Here is a 21,354-nt window from a genome sequence, read left to right as displayed (position 1 = left end):
ACCGCCCTCGTCCTGTGTGCGGGGCCTGGTGCGGGGGCCGATGGCGCCCGGCCCGGGATCCGCGGCGTCGTGTGCGCCGGGCCCTGGTGCGGGTCCCCAAGCCGCCTGCCCGCCTACCCGGCCTGCCCGGAACGTACGGCATCGGCCCTGAGCACCACGGCACCAGCAGCGGCACCGGCACCGGGACCGGCACCAGGGCGTGGAACCGGCTGATGCCCGGGCCGTGGCCGCGGCGCCCGGATCAGAGCTGGGTGACGTCCAGTTCCCCCTCCGCGTACTGCCTGCGGATCACCTTCTTGTCGAACTTGCCGACGCTCGTCTTCGGCACGGCGGGGACGATCGTCCAGCGCTCGGGCAGCTGCCACTTGGCGACGGACTGGGCGAGGAAGGTCCGGAGCGCCGCGTAGTCGGCGGTGGCGCCCTCCTTGAGGACGACGGTCGCGAGGGGGCGCTCCCCCCACTTCTCGTCGGGGACGGCGACGACCGCGGCCTCGGCCACGTCCGGGTGCGCCATGATCGCGTTCTCCAGGTCGACGCTGGAGATCCACTCGCCGCCGGACTTGATGACGTCCTTGGCCCGGTCGGTCAGCGTGAGGTAGCCGTCGGCGCTGATCACGCCGACATCGCCGGTCTTCAGCCAGCCGTCCTCGCTGAACTTGTCCTCGGGGCGCAGGTCCGCGCCGTCGGCACCGCCGTAGTAGGCACCGGCGATCCAGGGGCCGCGCACCTCCAGCTCACCAGCGGACTCGCCGTCCCACGGCAGGTGTTCGCCCCCGGGACCGGTCAGCCGCGCCTCGACACCGGCCGGGAAACGGCCCTGGGTGACGCGGTACGGCCACTCCTGCTCGTCGGTCAGCCCCGCGGGCGGGTTGGACATGGTGCCGAGCGGCGACGTCTCCGTCATGCCCCAGGCGTGGCAGAGGCGCACCCCGAGCTTGTCGTACGCCTCCATCAGGGACGGCGGACAGGCGGCGCCGCCGATGGTGACGCTCGCCATCGAGGAGAGGTCGCGCGGCTTGGCGGTGACCTCGGCCAGCAGCCCCTGCCAGATGGTGGGGACGGCCGCGGCGTGCGACGGACGCTCCTGCTCGATCATGTCCGCGAGCGGAGCCGGCTGGAGGAAGCGGTCGGGCATGAGCATGTTGACGCCGGTCATGAACGTCGCGTGCGGCAGCCCCCAGGCGTTCACGTGGAACTGGGGCACCACGACCAGGGTGGTGTCCTTGTCCGTCAGGCCCATCGACTCGGCCATGTTGACCTGCATGGAGTGCAGGTAGATGGAGCGGTGGGAGTAGACGACGCCCTTGGGGTCACCCGTGGTGCCGGAGGTGTAGCACATGGCGGCGGCCTGGCGTTCGTCCAGCTCGGGCCAGGCGTACGAGGTGGGACGGCCCGCGATCAGCTCCTCGTACTCGTGCACCCGGGGCGCGACGCCCTCGAGCGCGGAGCGGTCGCCAGGACCCGACACGACCACGTGCTGGACCGAGGGCAGGTGGGGGAGCAGCGGTGCGAGCAGCGGCAGCAGCGAACCGTTGACCAGGACGACCTTGTCGTCGGCGTGGTCGACGATCCAGATCAGCTGTTCGGCGGGGAGCCGCAGATTGAGCGTGTGGAGTACGGCGCCCATCGAGGGGATCGCCAGATACGCCTCGACGTGTTCGGCGTTGTTCCACATGAGAGTCGCGACACGCTGGTCACCGTCGACCCCCAGGTCGTCGCGCAGGGCATGCGCCAGTTGCGAGGCACGCCTGCCGATCTCGGCGAAACTGCGCCGGTGCGGCTCCGGCTCGCCGGTCCAGGTCGTCACCTGCGACTTCCCGTGGATGGTCATCCCATGGGTGAGGATGCGGGTCACAGTCAGCGGTACGTCCTGCATGGTGCTCAGCACGGCGTCCTCCCGGTGGGCGCTACGCGGCGGTAAGGGTGCGCTGATTCTGCTCACATACCAAGCGGTATGTCACTACTTCCGGCCGTACGAATCGATGTCGCCCGGCGGAACCGGACCGCGCGGGCGGCTGCTCGACGGCACGTGAAGGGCCCCGGGACGGACTGCCGGCCCTGTGCGCGGGGCTCGCAAACCGCACTGCGCGGAGTCTGCGGGGCGGGGGCCGCGGTCGGCGCGGCGGGTTGGCTTCTCGGCTACGCCCACGGCCGGCGGAGCGGGAGCGGGTCACCGGCGTGGACGCGCGGGCACCACCGCCGTGCGGGACGGCGGTCAGCGGACCGGGGTGAGCTCCGGGTCCTCACGGAGCTTCCTGAGCGCCCGCGACACGGCGCTCTTGACCGTGCCGATCGACACACCCAGCACCTCGGCCGTCTGCGCCTCACTGAGGTCCTCGTAGTACCTCAGGACGACCATCGCCCGCTGACGGTCCGGCAGCTTGAGCACGGCACGCCACATCGCGTCGTGCAGCGACTGCTGCTCGGCCGGGTCCGGAGCGGGCGCGGCCTCCTTCTCGGGCAGTTCCTCGCAGGCGAACTCGTCGACCTTGCGCTTGCGCCACTGCGAGGTGCGGGTGTTCACCAGAGCGCGGCGGACGTATCCGTCCAGAGCGCGGTGGTCCTCTATCCGCTCCCAGGCGACGTAGGTCTTGGTGAGCGCCGTCTGCAACAGGTCCTCGGCATCGCTCGGATTCGCGGTGAGGGAACGCGCGGTGCGCAGAAGCACGGGCCCACGGGCCCTCACGTACGACGAGAACGACGGATATCGGCGGTGTCCGGCGGGGGCGGCTACCGCCCGGGAGGCGCCGGTGCAGACTGGCGTGGTCATAACTCCACGCTAGGAGCGCACGCGGACGAGGGGATCGGCCCCAGGTCCCGAAGCCACGTCCGCCTCAGGTTGTACGGTCCGGGCGGGCCTCACCTCCTGAAGGTGGAGGGTCGGCCGACCCGCCTCAGGGTCCTCACCCTGAGGCACCGGCACGGTCACCCTGGGATACGCATCCCTTCACCATGACGCACGCCTCGCCCCACCACGGGGCCCCCTCCTTCACTCCGAGGCAGCCTCCCCCGTCACCCTGCCTGGGATACGTCCCCCTCGCCCCGGGCACTCCTCGCCCCACAACGTGCGCCCCTCCTTCACTCCCAGGCAGCCTCCCCCTCACCCCGCCTGGGATACGTCCCCCTCACCCCGGGCACCGCCCTTCGCCCCAAGGCGCCCTCCCCCTCGCCTCGGGGCGCCCTCTTCGCCCCGGAGCATCCCCCTCCCTGCCCTGGAGCATCGGACTCGACACCCGGGGCCGCCCGAAGGCACATGAGCACGCGAGCACACGAGGGGGCGAGGGCGCGAGGGCGACCGTACGGAGGCGGCCCGTGCGTCGGCGTCCGTGACCGCCGACGCACGGGCCGCCCCGCCGTGTTCACCAGAGCGGCGAGAAGGTCACCGCGACGATGTGCGTGGACTGGTCGATCACGGTGAAGGCCGATCCGGTCACCTGGGCCGAATTGCTGTGGTTGGAGGCACCCGGACCAACGGCCTGCTGCAGCGAGGTGGACGAGTTCCCGGAGTTGTTCCCTCCGACTCCGGCGGATCCGATGGTGGCCACCGCCGCGTTCGATCCGTCGTTCGCGAACGAACCGTTGTCGGCCACGGCGACCCCTCCGAAGAGAGCGGCGGCAAGAGGCAGGGCGGCGACGGCGGCGAGGGCGCGAGCGGTACGGATACGTGCCATGTCAATTCCTCCAGAAACCCGGAATGCGGTGCTTGTACGGCTGATTCCGGAGCAGTTGGCCGACCGCCCCGGTACTGGTCACGACGTCGCGGGACCAAAGCTGCCCAGCGGGCCCCCGCCGAACCCACCAGACGCGCGGTTCCCCCGCACGTATGACGAACACCCGATAAACCTCCCGGGCCGGCCTCCGCGAGAGAACGCACCCCGGGCAGCGGGAAGAGTCCGCCGGCGCGGACCGGAAGCCCGACCCCCTTCCCTTCATCGAACGCTTGTACGAAAATGGCTCCATGGCCACCATCGACCGGCAGACCGCCACCCTGGCCCTGGCCCACGCGCTCTCCGCCGCGGAGCGCGGGCTCCCCGTCTTCCCGCTGTCCGCCACCAAGCTGCCCGCACTGCGCTCACCACACCACGGCGAGGACCCTCCCACGCCTTGCCGGGGCGCGTGCGGACTGCCGGGCCACGGGGTCCACGACGCCACCACCGATCCGGCCGCCGTCCGCGCGCTCTTCGCGGCGGCACCCAGGGTGACCGGGTACGGCATCGCCTGCGGACGCCCGCCGCACCGGCTCATCGGCATCGACCTCGACATCGACACCGCACACGGCAACGACTCCGTGGCCGCACTCCAACAGCTTGCTCTCCAGCACCTGTTCACCATCCCGCCGACCGTTACGGTGCTCACGCCCAGCGGCGGACGGCACCTCTGGCTGACGGGCCCGCAGGACGTGCCGGTACCCAACTCCGCCGGCCGCCTCGCCCCTGGTATCGACGTACGCGGAGCGGGCGGCTACCTGGTCGGCCCCGGCTCGGTCACGACGCACGGCCGCTACCGGCTCGCCCCCGGTACGGCCCACCTGGCACCTGCCGCCTGCCCCGGCGCCCTCCTGCGCCTGCTCACGCCCCCACCGCGCCCCAGGCGCCCCGTGGGCCGGACGGCACCCGCCGGGCAGGGACAGGGCCTGGTCCAGTTCGTACGCGCCGCACACGAGGGCCAGCGCAACACCCGCCTGTTCTGGGCCGCCTGCCGCGCGTACGAACACGGCTTCGGCGACGACCTCGCGGACGCCCTCACCGACGCGGCGATCAGCACCGGCCTCACCGCGCAGGAGGCCCGCGCCGCCATCGCCTCGGCAGCCCGCCTGACGACGCCGCGCCGACTCCCCTGACCACGCCGCCGGTCACGACGACGACGGGCGGCCCTACCGAACTGCGGACCAGATTTTCCATCTGTCTGAGCACCCGCCGTATCTCCGCATCGCCGACGAACTCCGGCGGCGCATCGCGGAACACGTCTGGGAGCCGGGAGACCGCCTCCCCTCCCGCGCCCAGATCGGCCAGGAGTGCGGCGTGGGCGAGAACGTGGTGCGCCGGGCACAGGAGTTGCTGATCTCCCAAGGCGTACTGGAAGGCCGCGCCGGATCGGGTACGTACGTCGCCGAGACCCGGCAGCGAGTACGGGTCGTCCGGTCAACAGCGCGCGAGCAGCCCGGCGGAGCTCCGTTCCGCCAGGACATGAAGGCGCTCGGCAGACAGGGCGACTGGGAGAGCCGGACCGACGCGAAGGTGCCGGCCCCGGCGGAGATCGCGGCGCGGCTCGGGGTGGCCGAGGGCGAGCTGTGCGTGAAGACGACGTACGAGTTCCTGGCGGACGGCAGGCCGGTGCAGCTGTCGACGAGCTGGGAGCCCTACGACCTCACCGCCGGCACACTCGTCGTCCTCCCCGAGGGAGGGCCCCATGCCGGGGCGGGAGTCGTGAACTGCATGGCCGCGATCGGAGTCACCGTCAGCCATGCGGTAGAGCAGCCCGAACCTCGGCACGCGACCGCCGAGGAGGCGTCGCTGCTCGGTATCCAGAAGGCCGCACTCGTGACGCACATCCGCCGGACGTACTACAGCGACCAGGGCCGTCCCGTGGAGACGGCGGACATCGTGGTGCCCGCGGCACACTGCGAGATCGTCTACGAGATCCCGATTCATGGCTCAGCGGCGGTATCCCCTTGAGGGAACCGTCACCCCGGGCATGATGCGTGCGTGGGAATCGATGTGGAACTGCACTCTGCTCGCCCGGCGCGCAACTGGAAGAAGGCACGCAGGACGTTCTTGCGAGGCTGCTACGGGAACGGCGAGGCGTTGGCCGACGCGCTTGGGTCGCTTCACTATCTCGGCGTTCCTGGTCGCCTTCCAGCCGTCGATCTCTACGGAGACACGGTGATGAACGAGCAGGAAGCCTCAGCAGCACTCATCGAAGTGCCCCGCCTGAAAGAACAGTGCGCGGACGAGCTCCAGCGCGCGGCGCTGGACGATCTCTCGGTGGTACTCGAACAGTGCGCAGCCACCCCGGGCAGCTATGTGTGGTTCGCAGGCGACTGAGGTGCATGTGCTGACGTATGCCTCCGTGCCCCCCGCGTGCCCCTTCCGTGCCCGACAGAGCGGGAAACCAGGGGGAACAGCGGTACCTGGCAGGGAACGGGCATGGCAAAGGCCCCCGACCATACGTACTGGTCAGGGGCCTCTCACCCGCGGTGGGTGTGGGATTTGAACCCACGGTGACTCGCGCCACGACGGTTTTCAAGACCGTTCCCTTAGGCCGCTCGGGCAACCCACCCCGCCTCGGCGCCGGCCCCGGTGGCCCGGGGCGGCTCGATGCGTGGGACAGCCTAGCCGGTCAGCTGTCGCCCTTGCGCTCGCCCAGGGTGAGTTCGGCCGTCTCCGTCCGGCCGTCGCGCTTGTAGGTGAGCGTGACCCTGTCGCCGGGCTTGTGGGTCCAGATCTCGCCGATCAGCGTCGGCCCGCTCTCGACCGCGGTGTCGTTGAACTTGGTGATCATGTCGCCGGCCTTCAGCCCGGCCTTGGCCGCGGGGCCGTCCGGGGTAACGGCCGGGGTGCCGCCCGCGCCCTCGTCCGAGATGACGGCGCCGCCGGTCTTCTCCTCCATCGTCACGGTCGCGCCGATCACCGGATAGACCGGCTGGCCCGTCTTGATCAGCTGCTCGGCGACGTTCTTCGCCTGGTTGACCGGGATGGCGAAGCCGAGGCCGATGGAGCCCGCCTGGGACTGACCGACGCCCCCGCCGCTGGTGGACTGGATCGCCGAGTTGATGCCGATGACCGCACCGCCCGCGTCCAGGAGGGGTCCGCCGGAGTTGCCCGGGTTGATCGAGGCGTCCGTCTGGAGGGCGCTCATGTAGGAGTTCTTGTTGCTGGAACCGTCACCCGAGGCCACCGGGCGGTTCTTCGCGCTGATGATGCCGGTGGTGACCGTGTTGGAGAGGCCGAACGGCGCGCCGATCGCGATGGTGGAATCGCCCACCGCGACCTTGTCGGAGTCCCCCAGGGCCAGCGGGGTCAGTCCGTCCGGGGCCTTCTTCAGCTTCAGCACGGCCACGTCGTAGCCCTGTGCCCGGCCGACCACCTCGGCGTCGTACTTCTTGCCGTCGGAGAACGTCGCGGTCAGCTGGCCGCTGTCCGCCGCGGAGGCCACCACGTGGTTGTTCGTGAGGATATGGCCCTCCTTATCGTACACGAAGCCGGTGCCCGTGCCGCCCTCGCCGTCGCCGGACTGCGCGTCGATGGTGACCACGCTGGGCAGGGCGCTCGCCGCCACGCCCGCGACGGTGCCCGCTTCGCGCTTGAAGTCCTTCGGGCTGTTGGAGGCCGCGACCGTGGTCGACCCGGAGGAGCCGGAGCCGTTGCTGTCCGCCGCCCAGTAGCCGAGGGCTCCGCCGATGCCGCCCGCGACCAGCGCGGCCACCGCCACCGCGGCGACCAGGCCGCTCCCGCGGCGCTTGCGCGGGGGCCCGGGCTCCGAGGGCACCGGGGCGCCCCAGACCGGGGGGCTGCCGCCGTCGGCGTACGAGGGGACGGCGGGAGGGGGCGGCGGCCAGGCGGCCGGGTCGGCCGGAGGCTGCTGCGGCGACGGCGGCGCGTACGGGTGCTGCTCGTGCGCCGCGGACGGCTCTGCGCCCTCCTGGTGGGTCGCGGCCGGACCCTGTGCCGTCGGAGCGTCCGCGGGGGCCTCCGGCGCGGACGAGCCCCCCTGCGGGGTGCCCTCAGGAGCGGCAGCCGGCACGGGAGGTGCGGACGGAACGGACGGTACGGACGGAACCGCGGTGCCCTCGTTGCCCTCGTTCTCGGTGCTCACAGCTCTTTACTCCTCGGTTCCACTCGGCATTCGGCAAGAGATCCGCTGTGCACGTGTCTGCGGTCAGCTTTTCCCACAGCACGTCAGGCCACTGTAAGCAGGACCTGTGCATCCGCACACCAATCTTTACATCAGGCAAAACGGTCCTACGCAACAAGGTCTCGGCACCTGACGCGTCCCGGTGACACGATGACGCGGTGACTCACGCCCGTCTGCCCTCACAACAGCCTCCCATCCAGGTCATCGCGCACCGCGGGGCCTCGGACGACGCCCCCGAGCACACCCTGGCCGCGTACCGGAAGGCCATCGAGGACGGGGCGGACGCCCTGGAGTGCGATGTACGCCTCACCGCGGACGGGCAGCTCGTCTGCGTGCACGACCGCAGGGTCAACCGCACGTCGAACGGCCGGGGTGCCGTCTCCGCCCTGGAGCTGTCCGATCTGGCCGCCCTCGACTTCGGCTCGTGGAAGGACGGCTCCTGGAAGGACCACGAGGAGTCGCCGGACTGGGATCCGGTGCCGGGGGAGCTCACCTCCGTGCTCACCCTGGAGCGGCTCCTCGAACTGGTGCACGACGTCCGGGTGACAGGGCGCCCGCTCCAGCTGGCCATCGAGACCAAGCACCCCACGCGCTGGGCGGGCCAGGTCGAGGAACGCCTGCTCCATCTGCTCGGACGGTTCGGTCTGGACGCGCCGCCGGCGGACGGGCCGTCCCCGGTACGCGTCATGAGCTTCTCCGCGCGGTCCCTGTACCGCGTCCGGGCCGCCGCCCCCACCCTGCCGACCGTCTTCCTGATGCAGTTCGTCTCACCCCGGCTGCGCGACGGCCGCCTCCCCGCCGGGGCCCGTGTCGCCGGCCCGGGGATGCGGATCGTACGCAATCACCCCGGGTACATCGAGCGGTTGCACCGGGCGGGGCACCAGGTGCACGTCTGGACCGTGAACGAGCCGGAGGACGTCGAACTCTGCGTACGCCTCGGGGTGGAAGCAATCATCACGAACCGCCCGAAACAGGTTCTGTCGCAACTTGGCCGCTCTTAGCATCAGTTACGGGGGGTGCACCGGCGCATTCACTCCGCTATCGATCGTTACGAGTGCATCACTGGCAGGGCTTTGGCCGGTTTCCGGCAGAGTCCAGAAGGGCATCCAATCCGTGGCGTGGGGCAAAGGAGGTCTCGGGGGTGGCGTTTGTGGTGGCACAGGAAGTGCCGACGTCGTCGAGCATGGCCGTACCCCATGGCCCTGCGGGCGTGGGGCAGGCGCGGCACCGTATGCGCGAGCAGCTGCGCGGCAACGGGGTCCCGGACACCGTGGTCGACGACGCCGTGCTGATCCTCTCCGAACTCCTCAGCAATGCCTGCCGGCACGGCAGACCGCTGGGGCAGCACTCGGAGGCGGGTGACGGCGACGTCCGCGCGGCGTGGCACGTCGACAGGAGGGGCGACCTGACCGTCGAGGTCACCGACGGCGGCGGACCGACCAGGCCGGTCCCGTCCACACCGTCGGTCACCGCGCGCGGTGGGCGCGGGCTGAACATCATCAGCGCCCTGGCCCAGGAGTGGGGCGTACGCGACGACGCGGTCGGCGAGGTCACCGTGTGGGCCCTGGTCTCCGCGCACCGGCACAGCGGCTTCCCGACGGCGGCCCCGGCATCCGCGCGGTCACGCCGTGAGCGGTCCCGGCTGAACAGCCTGGACGGGTTGCGCGGAATGAGTGGATTCGGCTCGCTGGACGGGCTGGAACTCGCCGACGTCCTCGAGGCCTTCGACGACGCGGGCTGAGAGCGGTGGTACGCGCGGCGCACCGAACGGTCCGCGAGGGGGCCACGGCGGGTGTGCCCCGGTGATGACGGGGACGGCTAGGCTCGCGCCCGAGACCGCACTGTCGCAATCGGGAGAACGCCCACCATGGCCAAGAAGCGCCCTCAGTCCAAGGCCGGGAAGCCGCAGCTCAAGGACGGTGAAATCCCGGTCGTAGGGGCTCGTGAGCCCTGCCCGTGCGGTTCGGGCCGCCGGTACAAGGCGTGTCACGGACGCGCCGCCGCCCAGGCCGTGACCGAGCTGGTCCAGCGCCCCTTCGAGGGAATCCCCGGGGAGTGCGACTGGATCGCCCTGCGCGAGCTGGTTCCCGCCGCCACCGTCGAGCTGACGCTGAAGGACGGACTGCCCGAGGGTGTGCCGTCCGTGTCGCTGGCGACCGTCCTGCCGATGGCCTGGCCGGCCCTGCGCCGCGACGACGGCTCCGTCCTGCTCGCCCTCCAGAACGACACCTCGTCCGGGGACCTCAGCCGCGATCTCGCGGACACCCTCCAGCGCGCGCTGGAGGCCGAGCCCGGTTCGCCGGTCGCCGCCCGCCGGGTTCCGGCCGACGGCCCGCGGCTGCAGGACGTCCTGGCCCCCGACGCCGCGTTCGAGCCGGTCGTGCACTCCGGCTTCGAGTTCTGGGTCCCCGACGCGGAGAACGCCACTCCGGAGGTGTCCGCCTCCCTGGAGCGCGCCAACGCGGCGGCCATCCCCACCACCCGGCTCTCCGGCGTGGACGCGGCGTACTGGTGCGAGACGCCGGAGAAGAACCACCTGCGCTGGGTCATGCCGCACCCCGAGGAGCAGCTCCTCGACGCGCTCGCCCGGCTGCACGCGGCGGGCGCCTCCTCGCTCGGGGAGGGCACCCGTCTGGTGGGCTCGTTCCGCGCCCACGGGCTGATGGTCCCGGTCTGGGACCTTCCGGTCACCATGGGGGCCGAGGAGTGCGAGAAGCCCGCGGCGCAGTTCGCCGAGCGGCTCGCCGGGGCCCTCGCTTCGGACGCTCCGCTGACCGGCGAGGAGCGGCGGGCGCGCGGCGGGCTCACCAACCGCCAGGTGACGCTCAGCTGACAGTGACGAGAGCCGGGGCGGCGCGGTGACTCCCGTCACAACTCCCCGTACCCGTCGGTAAATCGCTGTCCGAATAGGCGACATCGAATTTGCTAACGGCAGATCTCTTGTTACGGTTCTGGAAGTCCGGTCGCTGGTGCATCCCCCGTCGCCAGCGGCCGGGCGTCTTCGTTTCCGGATCGGGAAGCCCGCCCGGACAGCTGGGGCGCACGCCGGAGCACTCGGCGCACAGGTGTCCCGCCGCGACCGCTCGGTCCGATTCCGCCCGGCTCACACCCGCCCGTACCGCCGCCAGGCCGTACGCCCGGTGGAGCCCGCCGCACGCCCCACCTCGCGCGTTCCGCCCCGGAGCGGGTACGCGGCGGGGGCGCACCGGCCGTACGGGCGTGCGCTTTCGGACAAGAAATCCGGGGCGCCGGCGGCCACGGGAAAGGGCATGCGACTCCGGGGAGACATTCACATCGGCGTCACCGCGGGCACCGTTTCCGCAATCCGCGGAATGTCCCGGGAAAACCCTCGGGAACCGGCGGAGCACTATGCAATTGCATCCACCCGTCATGGATACACGGAACCCGGGCGGCCCCGCACCCCTGTACGGGTGAGCCGCCCGCCGGTCCCGCGTCGATGAACCCCGGCCGCCGTAGACGAATCCCCGGCCGCCGTCGGTGAACCCCCGGCCGCTCAGTACGCGAGCCGGCTGCCGCCGTCCGGAGCTCCGTTGCTCGCCTCGACGAGCGCGTCCAGGACGGATTCCACGTCCGGGAGCCACGGCGCGGCGTCCCCGGCCTCCGGTGCGCGCTCCCAGCGCACCTGCCCCGTGCCCACCTCGGAGGGGGGCAGGAGGAGATAGCCGCCCTCCCCGTGGAACCGCAGGGAGCTGGGCACCCAGTCCTGGGCGTGCAGCAGTTCCCCGAGCCGTTCCAGGGTGTAGGGGGCGACCAGCAGCGACCACCTGGTGGGGGTCGCCACCACGGGGCCGAGCCGCAGGCCCAGGCCGTCGAGCGCGGTCAGCGCCCGGGCGCCGGCGACGGCCGGCAGGCTCAGCGCGCAGGGGGCCTGACCGCCGGTCGCCAGGACGACCGGGGCGGTGGGCCGGTTGGTCCACCACCAGCGCACCATGCGGGCGTCGGTGGTCGCCGCCAGGAGACCTGGGTCGAAGGGGTGTGCGCCGGGTACGGCGCACTCGGGGTCGGGACAGGCGCAGCCGCGGCCGCGTTCGCCGCGCACGGCTCCCGTCGCCAGCCCTGCTCCTGGGAGCACGGGCCACTTCCTGACCGTGGCGCAGGTCAGCGCCGCGTCGAGCTGGGCGGAGCTTTCCTGGCGCCGGGGCCGTCGCCTGCGTCGCCTTCCGAGGATCTCGCGCATGAGCGCTCGTTCCTTTCCGTTGAACGCCGAGGTCCACATCGCGCCACGTGTTCGTTACACCACGTGGGCGTCTCTTCGCTGTGCGTGCTCGCCCATCATGTCTGCGGTACGGACGGGTGGTCGGTACCGCGCGTGAGCCGAGCCGAGCAGAGTGGAACCGAACAGAATGGAGCTGAGCCGAGTCGAACCGAGTTGAACCGAGCCGGGTCCAGTCAAGACATCGCGCTGTCGGCGTGCGCAGCGCGCGTGCCGTCCCTTGTACAACCCCGCGAATCGGGGTGGGCGGGCGGCCGTCACCCTGGTGGACGCCCAGGCTCGCTGTCGGGTTCCAGGGCGGTCTCAACTGCCCCTGGCCATCCACGATTACGTACCCAGCATGCCCGGGATGACGCTCCCTCCGGCATTTCACCCCGAGGGTGCCCTCTGTCGAGCGCCCCCAGTCGATCGCAAAATGCGCTCCAGGGGTGCATTTTTCGGCCAAGTTCGTGGTCCCACGGACACCATAAATACCGTACGGACAATGCTGGACATGACCTTACTTGTGCGTGTACATGTGGGGACGTGTACATGTGGTTGCACCGATAGCGGCGCAGCACGACATGGGGGTTTGCGATGCTATTCGACACGACGCACCGGTCGGAAAGCCGACTGCCATGAGTGCCCCGCACCTTCCGAAAGTGGCCGGAATCGATCCCGTGGTTCCCGTTTCAACGCACACTGCCGCGCCCACGGAAGGTGTGCCGTCCGCGCCGGGAGCCTTCATCCAGGACCGGCTGGCCGGGTGGGTGTCCGACCTCACCACACTGCACGAACTCACCGAACGACTGGCCGGGACCGGCACGCTGGACAGTGCCCTCCATGAGCTGCTCGGCGCCGGGGCGGCCCTGGTCGGCGCCGCCCGCGGGCTCCTCGTCCTCGACCCCGCCGACGGCGCCGGTCCGTCGCGCACGATCGGGCTCGGCCTCGCGCACGCCGAGCTGGGGCACATCGAGACGGTGCCCCGCAGCGCGACGGCGTACGGCCGTTTCCTCGACGGGCTCCCTGATACCGACGGCCCCCTCGCCAGCCCCGACATCCTCCAGGACGCCGGCCTCGACCCCCGCTGCCGCGAGGTCGCGGCCCGCCTCGGGTACGCCGCCAGCTACACCCAGCCCCTCACCGCCGGAACCGCCGGCCGGCTCGGTGCCGCCGTCTGGCTGTACGACGAACCGGCCGAACCGCTGGAACGCCAACGCCATCTCGTCGGGGTGTACGCCCGCTACGCCGCCGAGCACCTGGCCCGGCTGCTCGAACTGGAGCGCGCCAGGGCGGACGCCGCCGTCATCGCCGAGGAACTCCTGCCCAGCCGGCTGCCCCGGGTTCCCGGGGTGCGGCTCGCCTCCCGCCATCTGGCCGGACCCGAGGGCGGCGGCCACTGGTACGACGCACTGACGCTCCCGGACGACGCGCTCGGGCTGGCCGTCGGGTCGGCCGGCGGCTCCGGACCGGCCGCGCTGGCCGCCATGGGCCGGCTCCGCGCCGGTCTGCGGGCCTACGCGGTGATGGAGGGCGAGGACCCCGTCGCCGTGCTGTCCGACCTGGAGCTGCTGCTGCGGCTGACGGAGCCGGCCTCCGCGGCGACCGCCCTCTACGCCTACTGCGAGCCTGCCCGGCGCACACTCCTGCTCGCCGGGGCCGGGCACACCCCGCCGCTGGTGACCGGTGAGCGGCGCACGGAGTTCGTGGAGACGGCCCTCTCCGCGCCGCTGGGCATGCTCTCCTGCTGGGAGGCACCGAGTGTGGAGTTCACGCCCCTGCCCGGCGAGACGGTGCTCCTCTACACCGACGGACTGCTGCGCCGCACCGGGGACACCAGGGACCGGGCGTTCGCGCGGCTGCGCTCGGCCGCGGCCGGGATCCCGAAAGCGCTCCGCCGGGACCCCGGAGACGTGGCGGACCACGTCCTGCGGGCCCTCCCGCCGGACGGCCGGGCACGCGGGGCGGGCGACGAGGACGTGGCCCTGCTGGCCGTGCGCTTCGACTGAGGACGGCTCTCCACCGGTAAGAGGCCTTCCGGCACTGGGCCCCCTTCCGTACGCCCGTACGATGGAGAGGGCCCAGTGTCGTACAAGGAGGACATAACGTGTCTGAGGAGCTCGCCCCGGAGACCCCGGAGACAGCAGAAGCAGAGCCGATCAAGCAGCGGAAGAACGGCCTGTACCCGGGCATTTCCGATGAGCTCGCCGAGAACATGAAGTCCGGCTGGGCCGACACCGAGCTGCACGGCCTGGAGCCGATCGCCCAGGCCTCGTACACCGCCGCACGGCGCGCCGCGCTCTCCGCGCGGTTCCCCGGCGAGCGGCTCGTCGTCCCCGCGGGCAACCTGAAGACCCGCTCCAACGACACCGAGTACGCCTTCCGCGCCTCCACCGAGTACGCGTACCTCACCGGCGACCTGACCCAGGACGGCGTCCTGGTGCTCGAGCCCGCCGACGGCGGGCACGAGGCGACGGTGTACCTGCTGCCCCGCTCCGACCGCGAGAACGGCGAGTTCTGGCTCGACGGCCAGGGCGAGCTGTGGGTCGGCCGCCGCCACTCCCTCGCCGAGGCCGAGCAGCGGCTGGGCATCCCGGCGAAGGACGTCCGCGAGCTCCCGGCCGCGCTGGCCGAGGCGACCGGCCCGGTGCGCGCGGTCCGCGGGCACGACGCGGGCATCGAGGCCGCCCTCACCGACAAGGTCACCGCGGAGCGCGACGAGGAGCTGCGCGTCTTCCTCTCCGAGGCCCGTCTGGTCAAGGACGCCTTCGAGATCAGCGAGCTGCAGAAGGCCTGTGACGCCACGGCGCGCGGCTTCGAGGACGTCGTGAAGGTCCTCGACAGGGCCGAGGCGACAAGCGAGCGCTACATCGAGGGCACCTTCTTCCTCCGTGCCCGCGTCGACGGCAACGACATCGGCTACGGCTCGATCTGCGCGGCCGGTCCGCACGCCACCACGCTGCACTGGGTCCGCAACGACGGCCCGGTCCGCTCCGGCGAACTGCTGCTGCTCGACGCGGGCGTGGAGACCGACGAGCTCTACACCGCCGACGTGACCCGGACCCTGCCCGTCAACGGCACGTTCTCGCCGTTGCAGCGCAAGATCTACGACGCGGTGTACGAGGCGCAGGAGGCCGGCATCGCGGCGGTGAAGCCCGGAGCGTCCTTCCGCGACTTCCACGACGCCGCGCAGCGTGTCCTCACCGAGAAGCTGGTCGAGTGGGGCCTGCTGGGCGACCTGTCCGTGGAGAAGGTGCTGGAGCTGGGTCTGCAGCGCCGCTGGACGCTGCACGGCACCGGCCACATGCTCGGCATGGACGTCCACGACTGCGCCGTCGCGCGCACCGAGTCGTACGTCAACGGCACACTGGAGCCCGGGGTCTGCCTCACCGTCGAGCCCGGACTGTACTTCCAGGCCGACGACCTGACCGTGCCTGAGGAGTACCGGGGGATCGGTGTGCGGATCGAGGACGACATCCTCGTGACCGAGGACGGCAACCGGAACCTGTCCGCCACGCTGCCGCGCCGGTCCGACGAGGTCGAGGCGTGGATGGCCCGGCTCAAGGGCTGACACCGGCGACGCGGACGGCCGCGTCCCGCGCACCCGGGGGCGCGCTGCTCAGGACACCATGAGCAGCGCGCCCTCCCGCCATTTCAGGACCTTGTCGAAGCTCACCACGGCGCCGCGTCCGGGCCGGTTGCCGAAGTGGACGTGATCGGCGAGTTCCTCGATCAGGCAGAGCCCGCGCCCGCTCTCGGCCATGGCCGGTGGACGCACCGCGGTCCGCCCGTGCGAGGCGGCCGGGCGGGCGTCCGGCGGAGACCCGGCGGACGCGTGTGGGGCGGTGCGAAGCGTGCGCCGGGAAGGGAACCCCGGCCCCGAGTCGGCGACCTCGATACGGCATTTCTCGCCGTCCAGATACGCGGTGACCCGGTACTGCCCGCAGGCGCGTCCGGATCGCTCGTCACCGGCGGAAGCAGCGTCCGCGTCCCCCGCCCCTCCCGTGCCCGCCCGGCCGCCACCGTGTTCGACGGCGTTCGCACAGGCTTCGCTGAGCGCGACCGAGAGGTCGTAGGAGATGTCCGGATCGACCCCCGCCGTCTCCATCGTGCCGAGCAGGAATCGCCGGGCGAGCGGAACGCTCGCAGCTTCGCGCCGCAAATGGAGTGACCACCACATGCTCATGCTCCAGCCTCCTGGCTGCGGCTCGACATACCGATACGTATTGCCGTGATGGGCGCGTCGTAAGCACGGTTCGGCTGTGACAGCCCTCATTCGGCGGATGCGGATATTCCGTTCATCGGTGTATGCCGGGTCCCGGTGACGGCTCCGGGGCGTCCGTGAACAGGTGCAACACCCCCTGATCACTCCCGGATGGGGACGGATGCCGACCTTCCGGACCTGCCGTACGGAGACCGGGGGACTGGTGGGATGATGACCCGGCCATGTCTATGCCTGTCGCACGCGCCGGAGCCGGTATGCGGCTCCTGAGGACCGCGGTGTTCACCGCGGTCTGCGTCGTGCTCGCCGCCGCCGGACATGGCTTCGCCTCCGGGGCGAGCGTGCCCGGGTGGACCCTGCCGGCCGGTTTCGCCGGAGTGTTCGCCGTCGTGGCCGTGCTCGCCGGGCGGGAGCGGACCCTCCTGTCGATCACGGCGGCCCTCACGGCCGGGCAGGTCGCCCTGCACGTCCTGTTCGGACTCGGACGGCACACGTCGGCCACCGCGACGGGCTCCGGGGACGACTCGCTGATCCGCTTCGCCGCCGGGCTGGTGTGCGGTGCCGGACCGGCGCAGCTGAGCGCCGGTGACGCGCACCGCATCGTGACCACCGCGGGCCTGGACCCCGCGACGGTGGTCCAGGGCCACACCCACCTCGCGCCGGGAGCGGCGGCCTCCGCGGCCGACCCGACGGTCCTGTCCTCGGTGATGTCCGGCCTGCCCAGCCTGCCCATGTTCCTGGGGCACCTGCTCGCCGCCGTCGTGACCGGCTGGCTGCTGCGCCGGGGCGAGATCGCCCTCTTCGGGCTGGCCAGGCTCTCGGCGCAGGGCGGCCGGCAGCTCGCGGCCGGTGCCCGGCTCCGCGCCCTCCGGGCGGCGACGGCACTCGTACGCGCCCTGCGTGCGGGACTCCCGGGGCGGCCCACGACCGGGCCGCGCCCCCTCCGCACGGCCGTCGACGCTCCCGCGCCGGCCACCGGGGACCCCCTGCAGCACATGGTGATCAGGCGCGGGCCGCCGCCCGTCTACGTACGCGCAGCCTGACGCGGCCCCTCTTCCGGGACTCCGGTGAAGAGGTGGTCGTGATGCCGTCGCGCCTCCGCGTGCCGGACCACCCTTCCTCGTGTCCTGTGGAGTGATCCCTGCCATGAACATTTCCCGCATCGCCCTCGCCGGCGGCGTCGCCGCGTCCACCGTGCTGCTGCTCGCCGGCACCGCCTCCGCGCACGTCAGCGTGCAGCCGCAGGGCGAGGCCGCCAAGGGCGGCTACGCCACCGTCAACTTCAAGGTCCCCAACGAGCGCGACGACGCCTCCACCGTCAAGGTCGAGGTCAACTTCCCGACGGACCACCCGCTGGCGTCCGTCAGCCCGCAGCCGGTGGCGGGCTGGAAGATCGACATCACCAGGAGCAAGCTGGCCAAGCCGCTCGAGGTGCACGGCAAGCAGATCAACGAAGCGGTTTCCAAGGTCACCTGGACCGCGGACGGCAGCGGCATCGGGCCCGGCTACTTCCAGCAGTTCCCGCTGTCGGTCGGCCAGCTGCCCGAGAACGCCGACCAGCTCGTCTTCAAGACGCTCCAGACGTACAGCAACAAGGAAGTCGTGCGCTGGATCGATGAGCCCACCGCGGGCGGCGAGGAGCCGGAGAGCCCGGCCCCGGTCCTCGCGCTGACCGCCCCGGCGGCCGACGCCCACGGCGCCGCCGCTGACGACAAGGGCGGCGCGGCGGAGGAGACGAAGGAGACCACGGCGTCCTCGGACGTCGCCTCCTCGTCGGGCAGCGACACCACCGCCCGCGTGCTGGGCATCGTCGGCATCGTCGTGGGTGTCGCGGGAGTCGCGTTCGGCGTGCTCGCCGGCCGTCGCCGCAGCGCCTGATCCCACCGGTTCCACCACCCGTATCCACAGATCAGGAATCAGTTCCCCATGCACAGCAAGAAGACGGTGCTGGCCGCGGCGTTCGCCGCCGTGGCCGCACTGACCCTCTCGGCCTGCGGCAGCGGCGGAGACACGGCGGACAACTCCGTCGCCGAGGTCTCCGCCACGGCCGGGTCCCGGCCCGCGACCGTGCTCGACCAGCCGTTCACCAAGCCCGACCTCGTCCTCACCGACACGCACGGCAAGACGTACGACCTGCGCGAGCGGACCAAGGGCAAGCCGACGCTCATCTACTTCGGCTACACCAACTGCCCCGACGTCTGCCCGCTGACCATGAGCAACATCGCCCTCGCCAAGCGGGCCCTGCCCAAGGCGGACCAGGACGCGCTCCAGGTCGTCTTCGTCACGACGGACCCCGAGCGTGACACCCCGGCGTCCCTGGGCAGCTGGCTCAAGGCCCAGGACCCCGGCTTCACCGGCCTCACCGGTGACTTCCCGGCCATCCAGGCGGGAGCACGGCAGATCGGCATCGGCATCGACCCGCCGAAGAAGGAGAAGGACGGCACGGTCGTCTCCATGCACGGGTCCCAGGTCATCGCGTTCTCCCCGAAGACCGACAAGGGGTACGTCCTCTACAGCGAGGACACCACGGCCGAGGACTACACGGCGGACCTCCCCATGATCGTCAAGGGGGAGACCCCGTGAACCGCCGCACGGCCATAGCCGGCGCCCTGGCCCTCACCACGGGGCTGACGCTGTCGGCGTGTTCCTCCGACAGCGTGCCGCGGCTGGAGGTGACCGGAGCCTTCATGCCCCAGCCGGTCAGCGACATGGCGGCCGGTTTCCTCCTCGTGAGGAACAGCGGCGACGCCACCGACCGGCTCACGTCGGTGACCAGTTCGCTCTCGGACCACGTCTCCATCCACGAGACGAAGAACCGGACGATGCGGATGGTCTCGTCGTTCGAGGTGCCCGCCGGAGGCGAGCTCGACCTCGAACGCGGCGGCAGCCACATCATGTTCACGGAACTGAAGCAGCAGCCCAAGCGGGGCGAGACCGTCTCCGTGGAACTGCACTTCGAGAAGGCCGACCCCATCACGGTCGACATTCCCGTGAAGGAGACCACCTACAACCCGAAGAAGCAGTGAGGTACTGACGCCCCATGACAGCCACCGCCCCGCGCTTCGGGCCCTCCCCCGCACGACGGCCGCTCGCCGCGGTCGCGCTCCTCGCCACGCTGATCAGCCTGCTGTTCGGCCTGGCGCTGGCAGCCGCGAGCCCCGCGTCCGCGCACGCCGCCCTCACGGGGAGCGACCCGCAGGACGGGGCGGTGGTCGCCACCGCCCCCGACGACGTCACGCTCACCTTCTCCGAGCAGATCGCCATGGGCGACGACTCGATCCGGGTCCTCGACCCGAGCGGGGAGCGGGCCGACGACGGCGCTCCCCGTGACCTGACGAGCGGCGGCACCGTGCGCTACGCCGTCACGCTCCACAGCGGCCTGCCCGACGGCACCTACACCGTGGCCTGGCAGGCCGTGTCCGCGGACAGCCATCCGGTCTCGGGAGCCTTCACCTTCTCCGTCGGCGCTCCCTCGGAGACCACGGTCGCGCTGCCCACGGACCAGGCCGGCGGCGGACTCGTGGGAGTGCTCTACGGCATCGCGCGCTACGCCGCGTACGCCGGATTCATCCTGCTCGCGGGCGGGTCCGCCTTCGTGCTCGCCTGCTGGCAGCGCGGGGCCGGAGCACGGCCGTTGCAGCGTCTCGTCGTCCGCGGGTGGATCACGCTCACCGCGGCGACCCTGGCCATGCTGCTGCTGCGCAACCCGTACACCGGCTCGGGAAAGCTCGCGGACGCCTTCGACCTCGACGGACTCCAGGCCGTGCTCGACACCAAGCCGGGGGCCGCACTGGTCTCCCGGCTGCTGCTCCTGGGCGCCTCCGCGCTCTTCATCGCCGTCCTCTTCGGGGCGTACGCCAAGCGCGAGGACGAGAGGGAGAAGAAGGACCTCACCTTCGGGCTCGCCACGGGCGGAGCGGTCATCGCAGCGGGGATCGCCGGTACGTGGGCGCTGGCCGAGCACGCCTCGACGGGGATCCAGCCGGGCATCGCCATGCCCGTCGACATGCTCCACCTGCTCGCCGTCGCCGGCTGGCTGGGCGGCCTCGCCGCCCTGCTGGTCGCCCTCCACCGGACGCCGGACCTCACGAGCGCCGCGGTACGGCGGTTCTCGCGCATCGCGTTCGGCAGTGTGCTGGTCCTCACCGCGACCGGGCTCTACCAGTCCTGGCGTCAGGTCGGTTCGTGGTCCGCGCTGACGGGCACCCGGTACGGGCAGCTTCTGCTGATCAAGGTCGCGCTCGTCGCCCTGCTCGTGGGGGTCGCGTGGATATCCCGGCGGTGGACGGGACGGCTTGCCGAGTCCGCCGAGTCCGCCGAGTCCGTCGGGTCCGTCGGGTCCGTCGGGTCCGTCGAGGGCACAGTTGCGGCCGTCCCTCCGGCAGCCGTCCCGGTCTCCGGTCCGGCCTCAGGCACGGCGGAACCGGAGGAGTCCGCCGCCGTGGCTGACGAGGCGGCCGGCGTGTCCGAGGAGGAGGTGGCCCCGGAGCGCGCCGCGCAGCTCTCCCGGCAGCGCGCCGCTCTGACCGCGACGAAGGAGAAGCGCGCCCGCGACGCCGATCCGGACCGCTCGGGGCTGCGGCGCTCCGTGATGGTGGAGACGGGTATCGCCGTGGTGCTGCTGGTCGTCACGACGATCCTGACGTCCACGGAGCCCGGCCGTACGGAGGAGGAGGCCGCGCGCGGCACCACCGCCCCGGCGGCAGCCCCGGTGAACGGCGGCCAGGTGGAACTGAGCCTGCCCTTCGACACCGGCGGCCGGAACGGCAAGGGGACGGTGCGCCTGGACATCTCGCCCGGCGGAACCGGCTCGAACAGCGTGCACCTCTGGGTGGACGGGCCCGACGAACGCCCGCTGGACGTCCCCGAGGTGAAGCTCGCCTTCACCCTGGAGTCCAAGGACATCGGCCCGCTGCCGGTCGTCCCCGACCGTCTCACCGAGGGGCACTGGACCGCGAGCGGCGTACAGATCCCGATGGCGGGCGACTGGAAGGTCGCCGTGACGGTGCGGACGTCGGACATCGACCAGACAACCATCGACAAGAACGTGAAGATCGGCTGAGCA

The 21,354-nt window shown here is 71.7% G+C and carries 19 protein-coding genes and 1 tRNA gene; 13 read left to right on the top strand and 7 right to left on the bottom strand.

All coding sequences use genetic code 11. The annotated features are described in order from the left end of the window. Positions 1–241: 241 nt before the first annotated feature. The 3 genes from ACFVS9_RS11055 to ACFVS9_RS11045 form a co-directional block, all read right to left on the bottom strand. Positions 242–1,888 carry a long-chain fatty acid--CoA ligase gene (locus ACFVS9_RS11055; protein ID WP_389931463.1) on the bottom strand — a complete coding sequence of 549 codons (1,647 nt, stop codon included), beginning with the start codon at positions 1,886–1,888 and terminating at the stop codon, positions 242–244. A 327-nt stretch (positions 1,889–2,215) separates the two neighbouring features. Beyond that, the gene (locus ACFVS9_RS11050) at positions 2,216–2,770 is read right to left on the bottom strand and encodes a SigE family RNA polymerase sigma factor (RefSeq protein WP_383112839.1); all 555 of its coding nucleotides are present in this window, start codon (positions 2,768–2,770) and stop codon (positions 2,216–2,218) included. Between the two features lie 589 nt (positions 2,771–3,359). Beyond that, positions 3,360–3,671, bottom strand: a complete 312-nt coding sequence (locus ACFVS9_RS11045; protein WP_383112838.1) for a hypothetical protein — start codon at positions 3,669–3,671, stop codon at positions 3,360–3,362. Between the two features lie 287 nt (positions 3,672–3,958). Between ACFVS9_RS11045 and ACFVS9_RS11040 the strand changes: the two genes are divergently transcribed. The 3 genes from ACFVS9_RS11040 to ACFVS9_RS11030 all read left to right on the top strand — a co-directional run bounded on the left by ACFVS9_RS11040 (position 3,959) and on the right by ACFVS9_RS11030 (position 6,044). Further along, the gene (locus ACFVS9_RS11040; protein ID WP_389931460.1) at positions 3,959–4,840 is read left to right on the top strand and encodes a bifunctional DNA primase/polymerase; all 882 of its coding nucleotides are present in this window, start codon (positions 3,959–3,961) and stop codon (positions 4,838–4,840) included. A gap of 61 nt (positions 4,841–4,901) precedes the next feature. After that, on the top strand, positions 4,902–5,675 hold the full coding sequence (locus tag ACFVS9_RS11035) for a GntR family transcriptional regulator (protein WP_389931493.1): 774 nt from the start codon (positions 4,902–4,904) through the stop codon (positions 5,673–5,675). A gap of 30 nt (positions 5,676–5,705) precedes the next feature. Then, positions 5,706–6,044 carry a hypothetical protein gene (locus tag ACFVS9_RS11030; protein ID WP_389931459.1) on the top strand — a complete coding sequence of 113 codons (339 nt, stop codon included), beginning with the start codon at positions 5,706–5,708 and terminating at the stop codon, positions 6,042–6,044. A 150-nt stretch (positions 6,045–6,194) separates the two neighbouring features. Here the strand turns inward: ACFVS9_RS11030 and ACFVS9_RS11025 are convergent. Next, positions 6,195–6,279: transfer RNA gene (locus ACFVS9_RS11025), tRNA-Ser, on the bottom strand. Between the two features lie 60 nt (positions 6,280–6,339). Next, a complete protein-coding gene (locus ACFVS9_RS11020; RefSeq protein ID WP_389931457.1) occupies positions 6,340–7,815 on the bottom strand; it encodes a S1C family serine protease in 1,476 nt (491 codons plus the stop codon). 197 nt (positions 7,816–8,012) lie between these two features. Here ACFVS9_RS11020 and ACFVS9_RS11015 point away from each other — a divergent pair, with 197 nt between their 5' ends. The 3 genes from ACFVS9_RS11015 (at position 8,013) to ACFVS9_RS11005 (ending at position 10,687) form a co-directional block, all read left to right on the top strand. Then, the gene (locus ACFVS9_RS11015) at positions 8,013–8,855 is read left to right on the top strand and encodes a glycerophosphodiester phosphodiesterase (protein ID WP_389931455.1); all 843 of its coding nucleotides are present in this window, start codon (positions 8,013–8,015) and stop codon (positions 8,853–8,855) included. Between the two features lie 140 nt (positions 8,856–8,995). After that, positions 8,996–9,595 (top strand): ATP-binding protein, encoded by a 600-nt coding sequence (locus tag ACFVS9_RS11010; protein WP_383112833.1) that lies wholly within the window; start codon positions 8,996–8,998, stop codon positions 9,593–9,595. Positions 9,596–9,721: 126 nt separating this feature from the next. Continuing rightward, complete coding sequence (locus ACFVS9_RS11005) at positions 9,722–10,687, top strand: DUF5926 family protein (RefSeq protein ID WP_383112832.1); 966 nt, start codon at positions 9,722–9,724, stop codon at positions 10,685–10,687. A 681-nt stretch (positions 10,688–11,368) separates the two neighbouring features. Here the strand turns inward: ACFVS9_RS11005 and ACFVS9_RS11000 are convergent. Further along, on the bottom strand, positions 11,369–12,052 hold the full coding sequence (locus ACFVS9_RS11000; RefSeq protein WP_383112831.1) for a bifunctional DNA primase/polymerase: 684 nt from the start codon (positions 12,050–12,052) through the stop codon (positions 11,369–11,371). A gap of 653 nt (positions 12,053–12,705) precedes the next feature. Here ACFVS9_RS11000 and ACFVS9_RS10995 point away from each other — a divergent pair. Together ACFVS9_RS10995 and ACFVS9_RS10990 are read left to right on the top strand one after the other, a co-directional pair. After that, positions 12,706–14,076: a PP2C family protein-serine/threonine phosphatase gene (locus ACFVS9_RS10995; RefSeq protein ID WP_389931453.1), complete on the top strand. Its 1,371-nt coding sequence runs from the start codon at positions 12,706–12,708 to the stop codon at positions 14,074–14,076. Positions 14,077–14,174: 98 nt separating this feature from the next. Next, positions 14,175–15,638 carry an aminopeptidase P family protein gene (locus ACFVS9_RS10990; RefSeq protein WP_383112829.1) on the top strand — a complete coding sequence of 488 codons (1,464 nt, stop codon included), beginning with the start codon at positions 14,175–14,177 and terminating at the stop codon, positions 15,636–15,638. Positions 15,639–15,686: 48 nt separating this feature from the next. Here the strand turns inward: ACFVS9_RS10990 and ACFVS9_RS10985 are convergent, their stop codons facing one another. Then, positions 15,687–16,253: an ATP-binding protein gene (locus ACFVS9_RS10985; RefSeq protein ID WP_389931451.1), complete on the bottom strand. Its 567-nt coding sequence runs from the start codon at positions 16,251–16,253 to the stop codon at positions 15,687–15,689. A 260-nt stretch (positions 16,254–16,513) separates the two neighbouring features. Between ACFVS9_RS10985 and ACFVS9_RS10980 the strand changes: the two genes are divergently transcribed. From ACFVS9_RS10980 to ACFVS9_RS10960, 5 genes are all read left to right on the top strand, one after another. After that, positions 16,514–17,332 carry a hypothetical protein gene (locus ACFVS9_RS10980; protein ID WP_389931449.1) on the top strand — a complete coding sequence of 273 codons (819 nt, stop codon included), beginning with the start codon at positions 16,514–16,516 and terminating at the stop codon, positions 17,330–17,332. A 103-nt stretch (positions 17,333–17,435) separates the two neighbouring features. Then, the gene (locus tag ACFVS9_RS10975; RefSeq protein ID WP_389931448.1) at positions 17,436–18,167 is read left to right on the top strand and encodes a YcnI family protein; all 732 of its coding nucleotides are present in this window, start codon (positions 17,436–17,438) and stop codon (positions 18,165–18,167) included. 48 nt (positions 18,168–18,215) lie between these two features. Further along, positions 18,216–18,872: an SCO family protein gene (locus tag ACFVS9_RS10970; protein ID WP_389931446.1), complete on the top strand. Its 657-nt coding sequence runs from the start codon at positions 18,216–18,218 to the stop codon at positions 18,870–18,872. Continuing rightward, the gene (locus tag ACFVS9_RS10965; protein ID WP_383112824.1) at positions 18,869–19,315 is read left to right on the top strand and encodes a copper chaperone PCu(A)C; all 447 of its coding nucleotides are present in this window, start codon (positions 18,869–18,871) and stop codon (positions 19,313–19,315) included. The genes ACFVS9_RS10970 and ACFVS9_RS10965 overlap by 4 nt, the downstream gene beginning before the upstream one ends. Before the next feature lie 14 nt (positions 19,316–19,329). After that, complete coding sequence (locus tag ACFVS9_RS10960; protein ID WP_389931444.1) at positions 19,330–21,351, top strand: copper resistance CopC/CopD family protein; 2,022 nt, start codon at positions 19,330–19,332, stop codon at positions 21,349–21,351. Positions 21,352–21,354 lie beyond the last annotated feature (3 nt).

It is taken from the genome of Streptomyces sp. NPDC058008 (assembly GCF_042886395.1).
In the GTDB taxonomy this organism is placed as follows: Bacteria; Actinomycetota; Actinomycetes; order Streptomycetales; family Streptomycetaceae; genus Streptomyces.
This window is presented reverse-complemented; position numbering and strand designations above follow the sequence as displayed.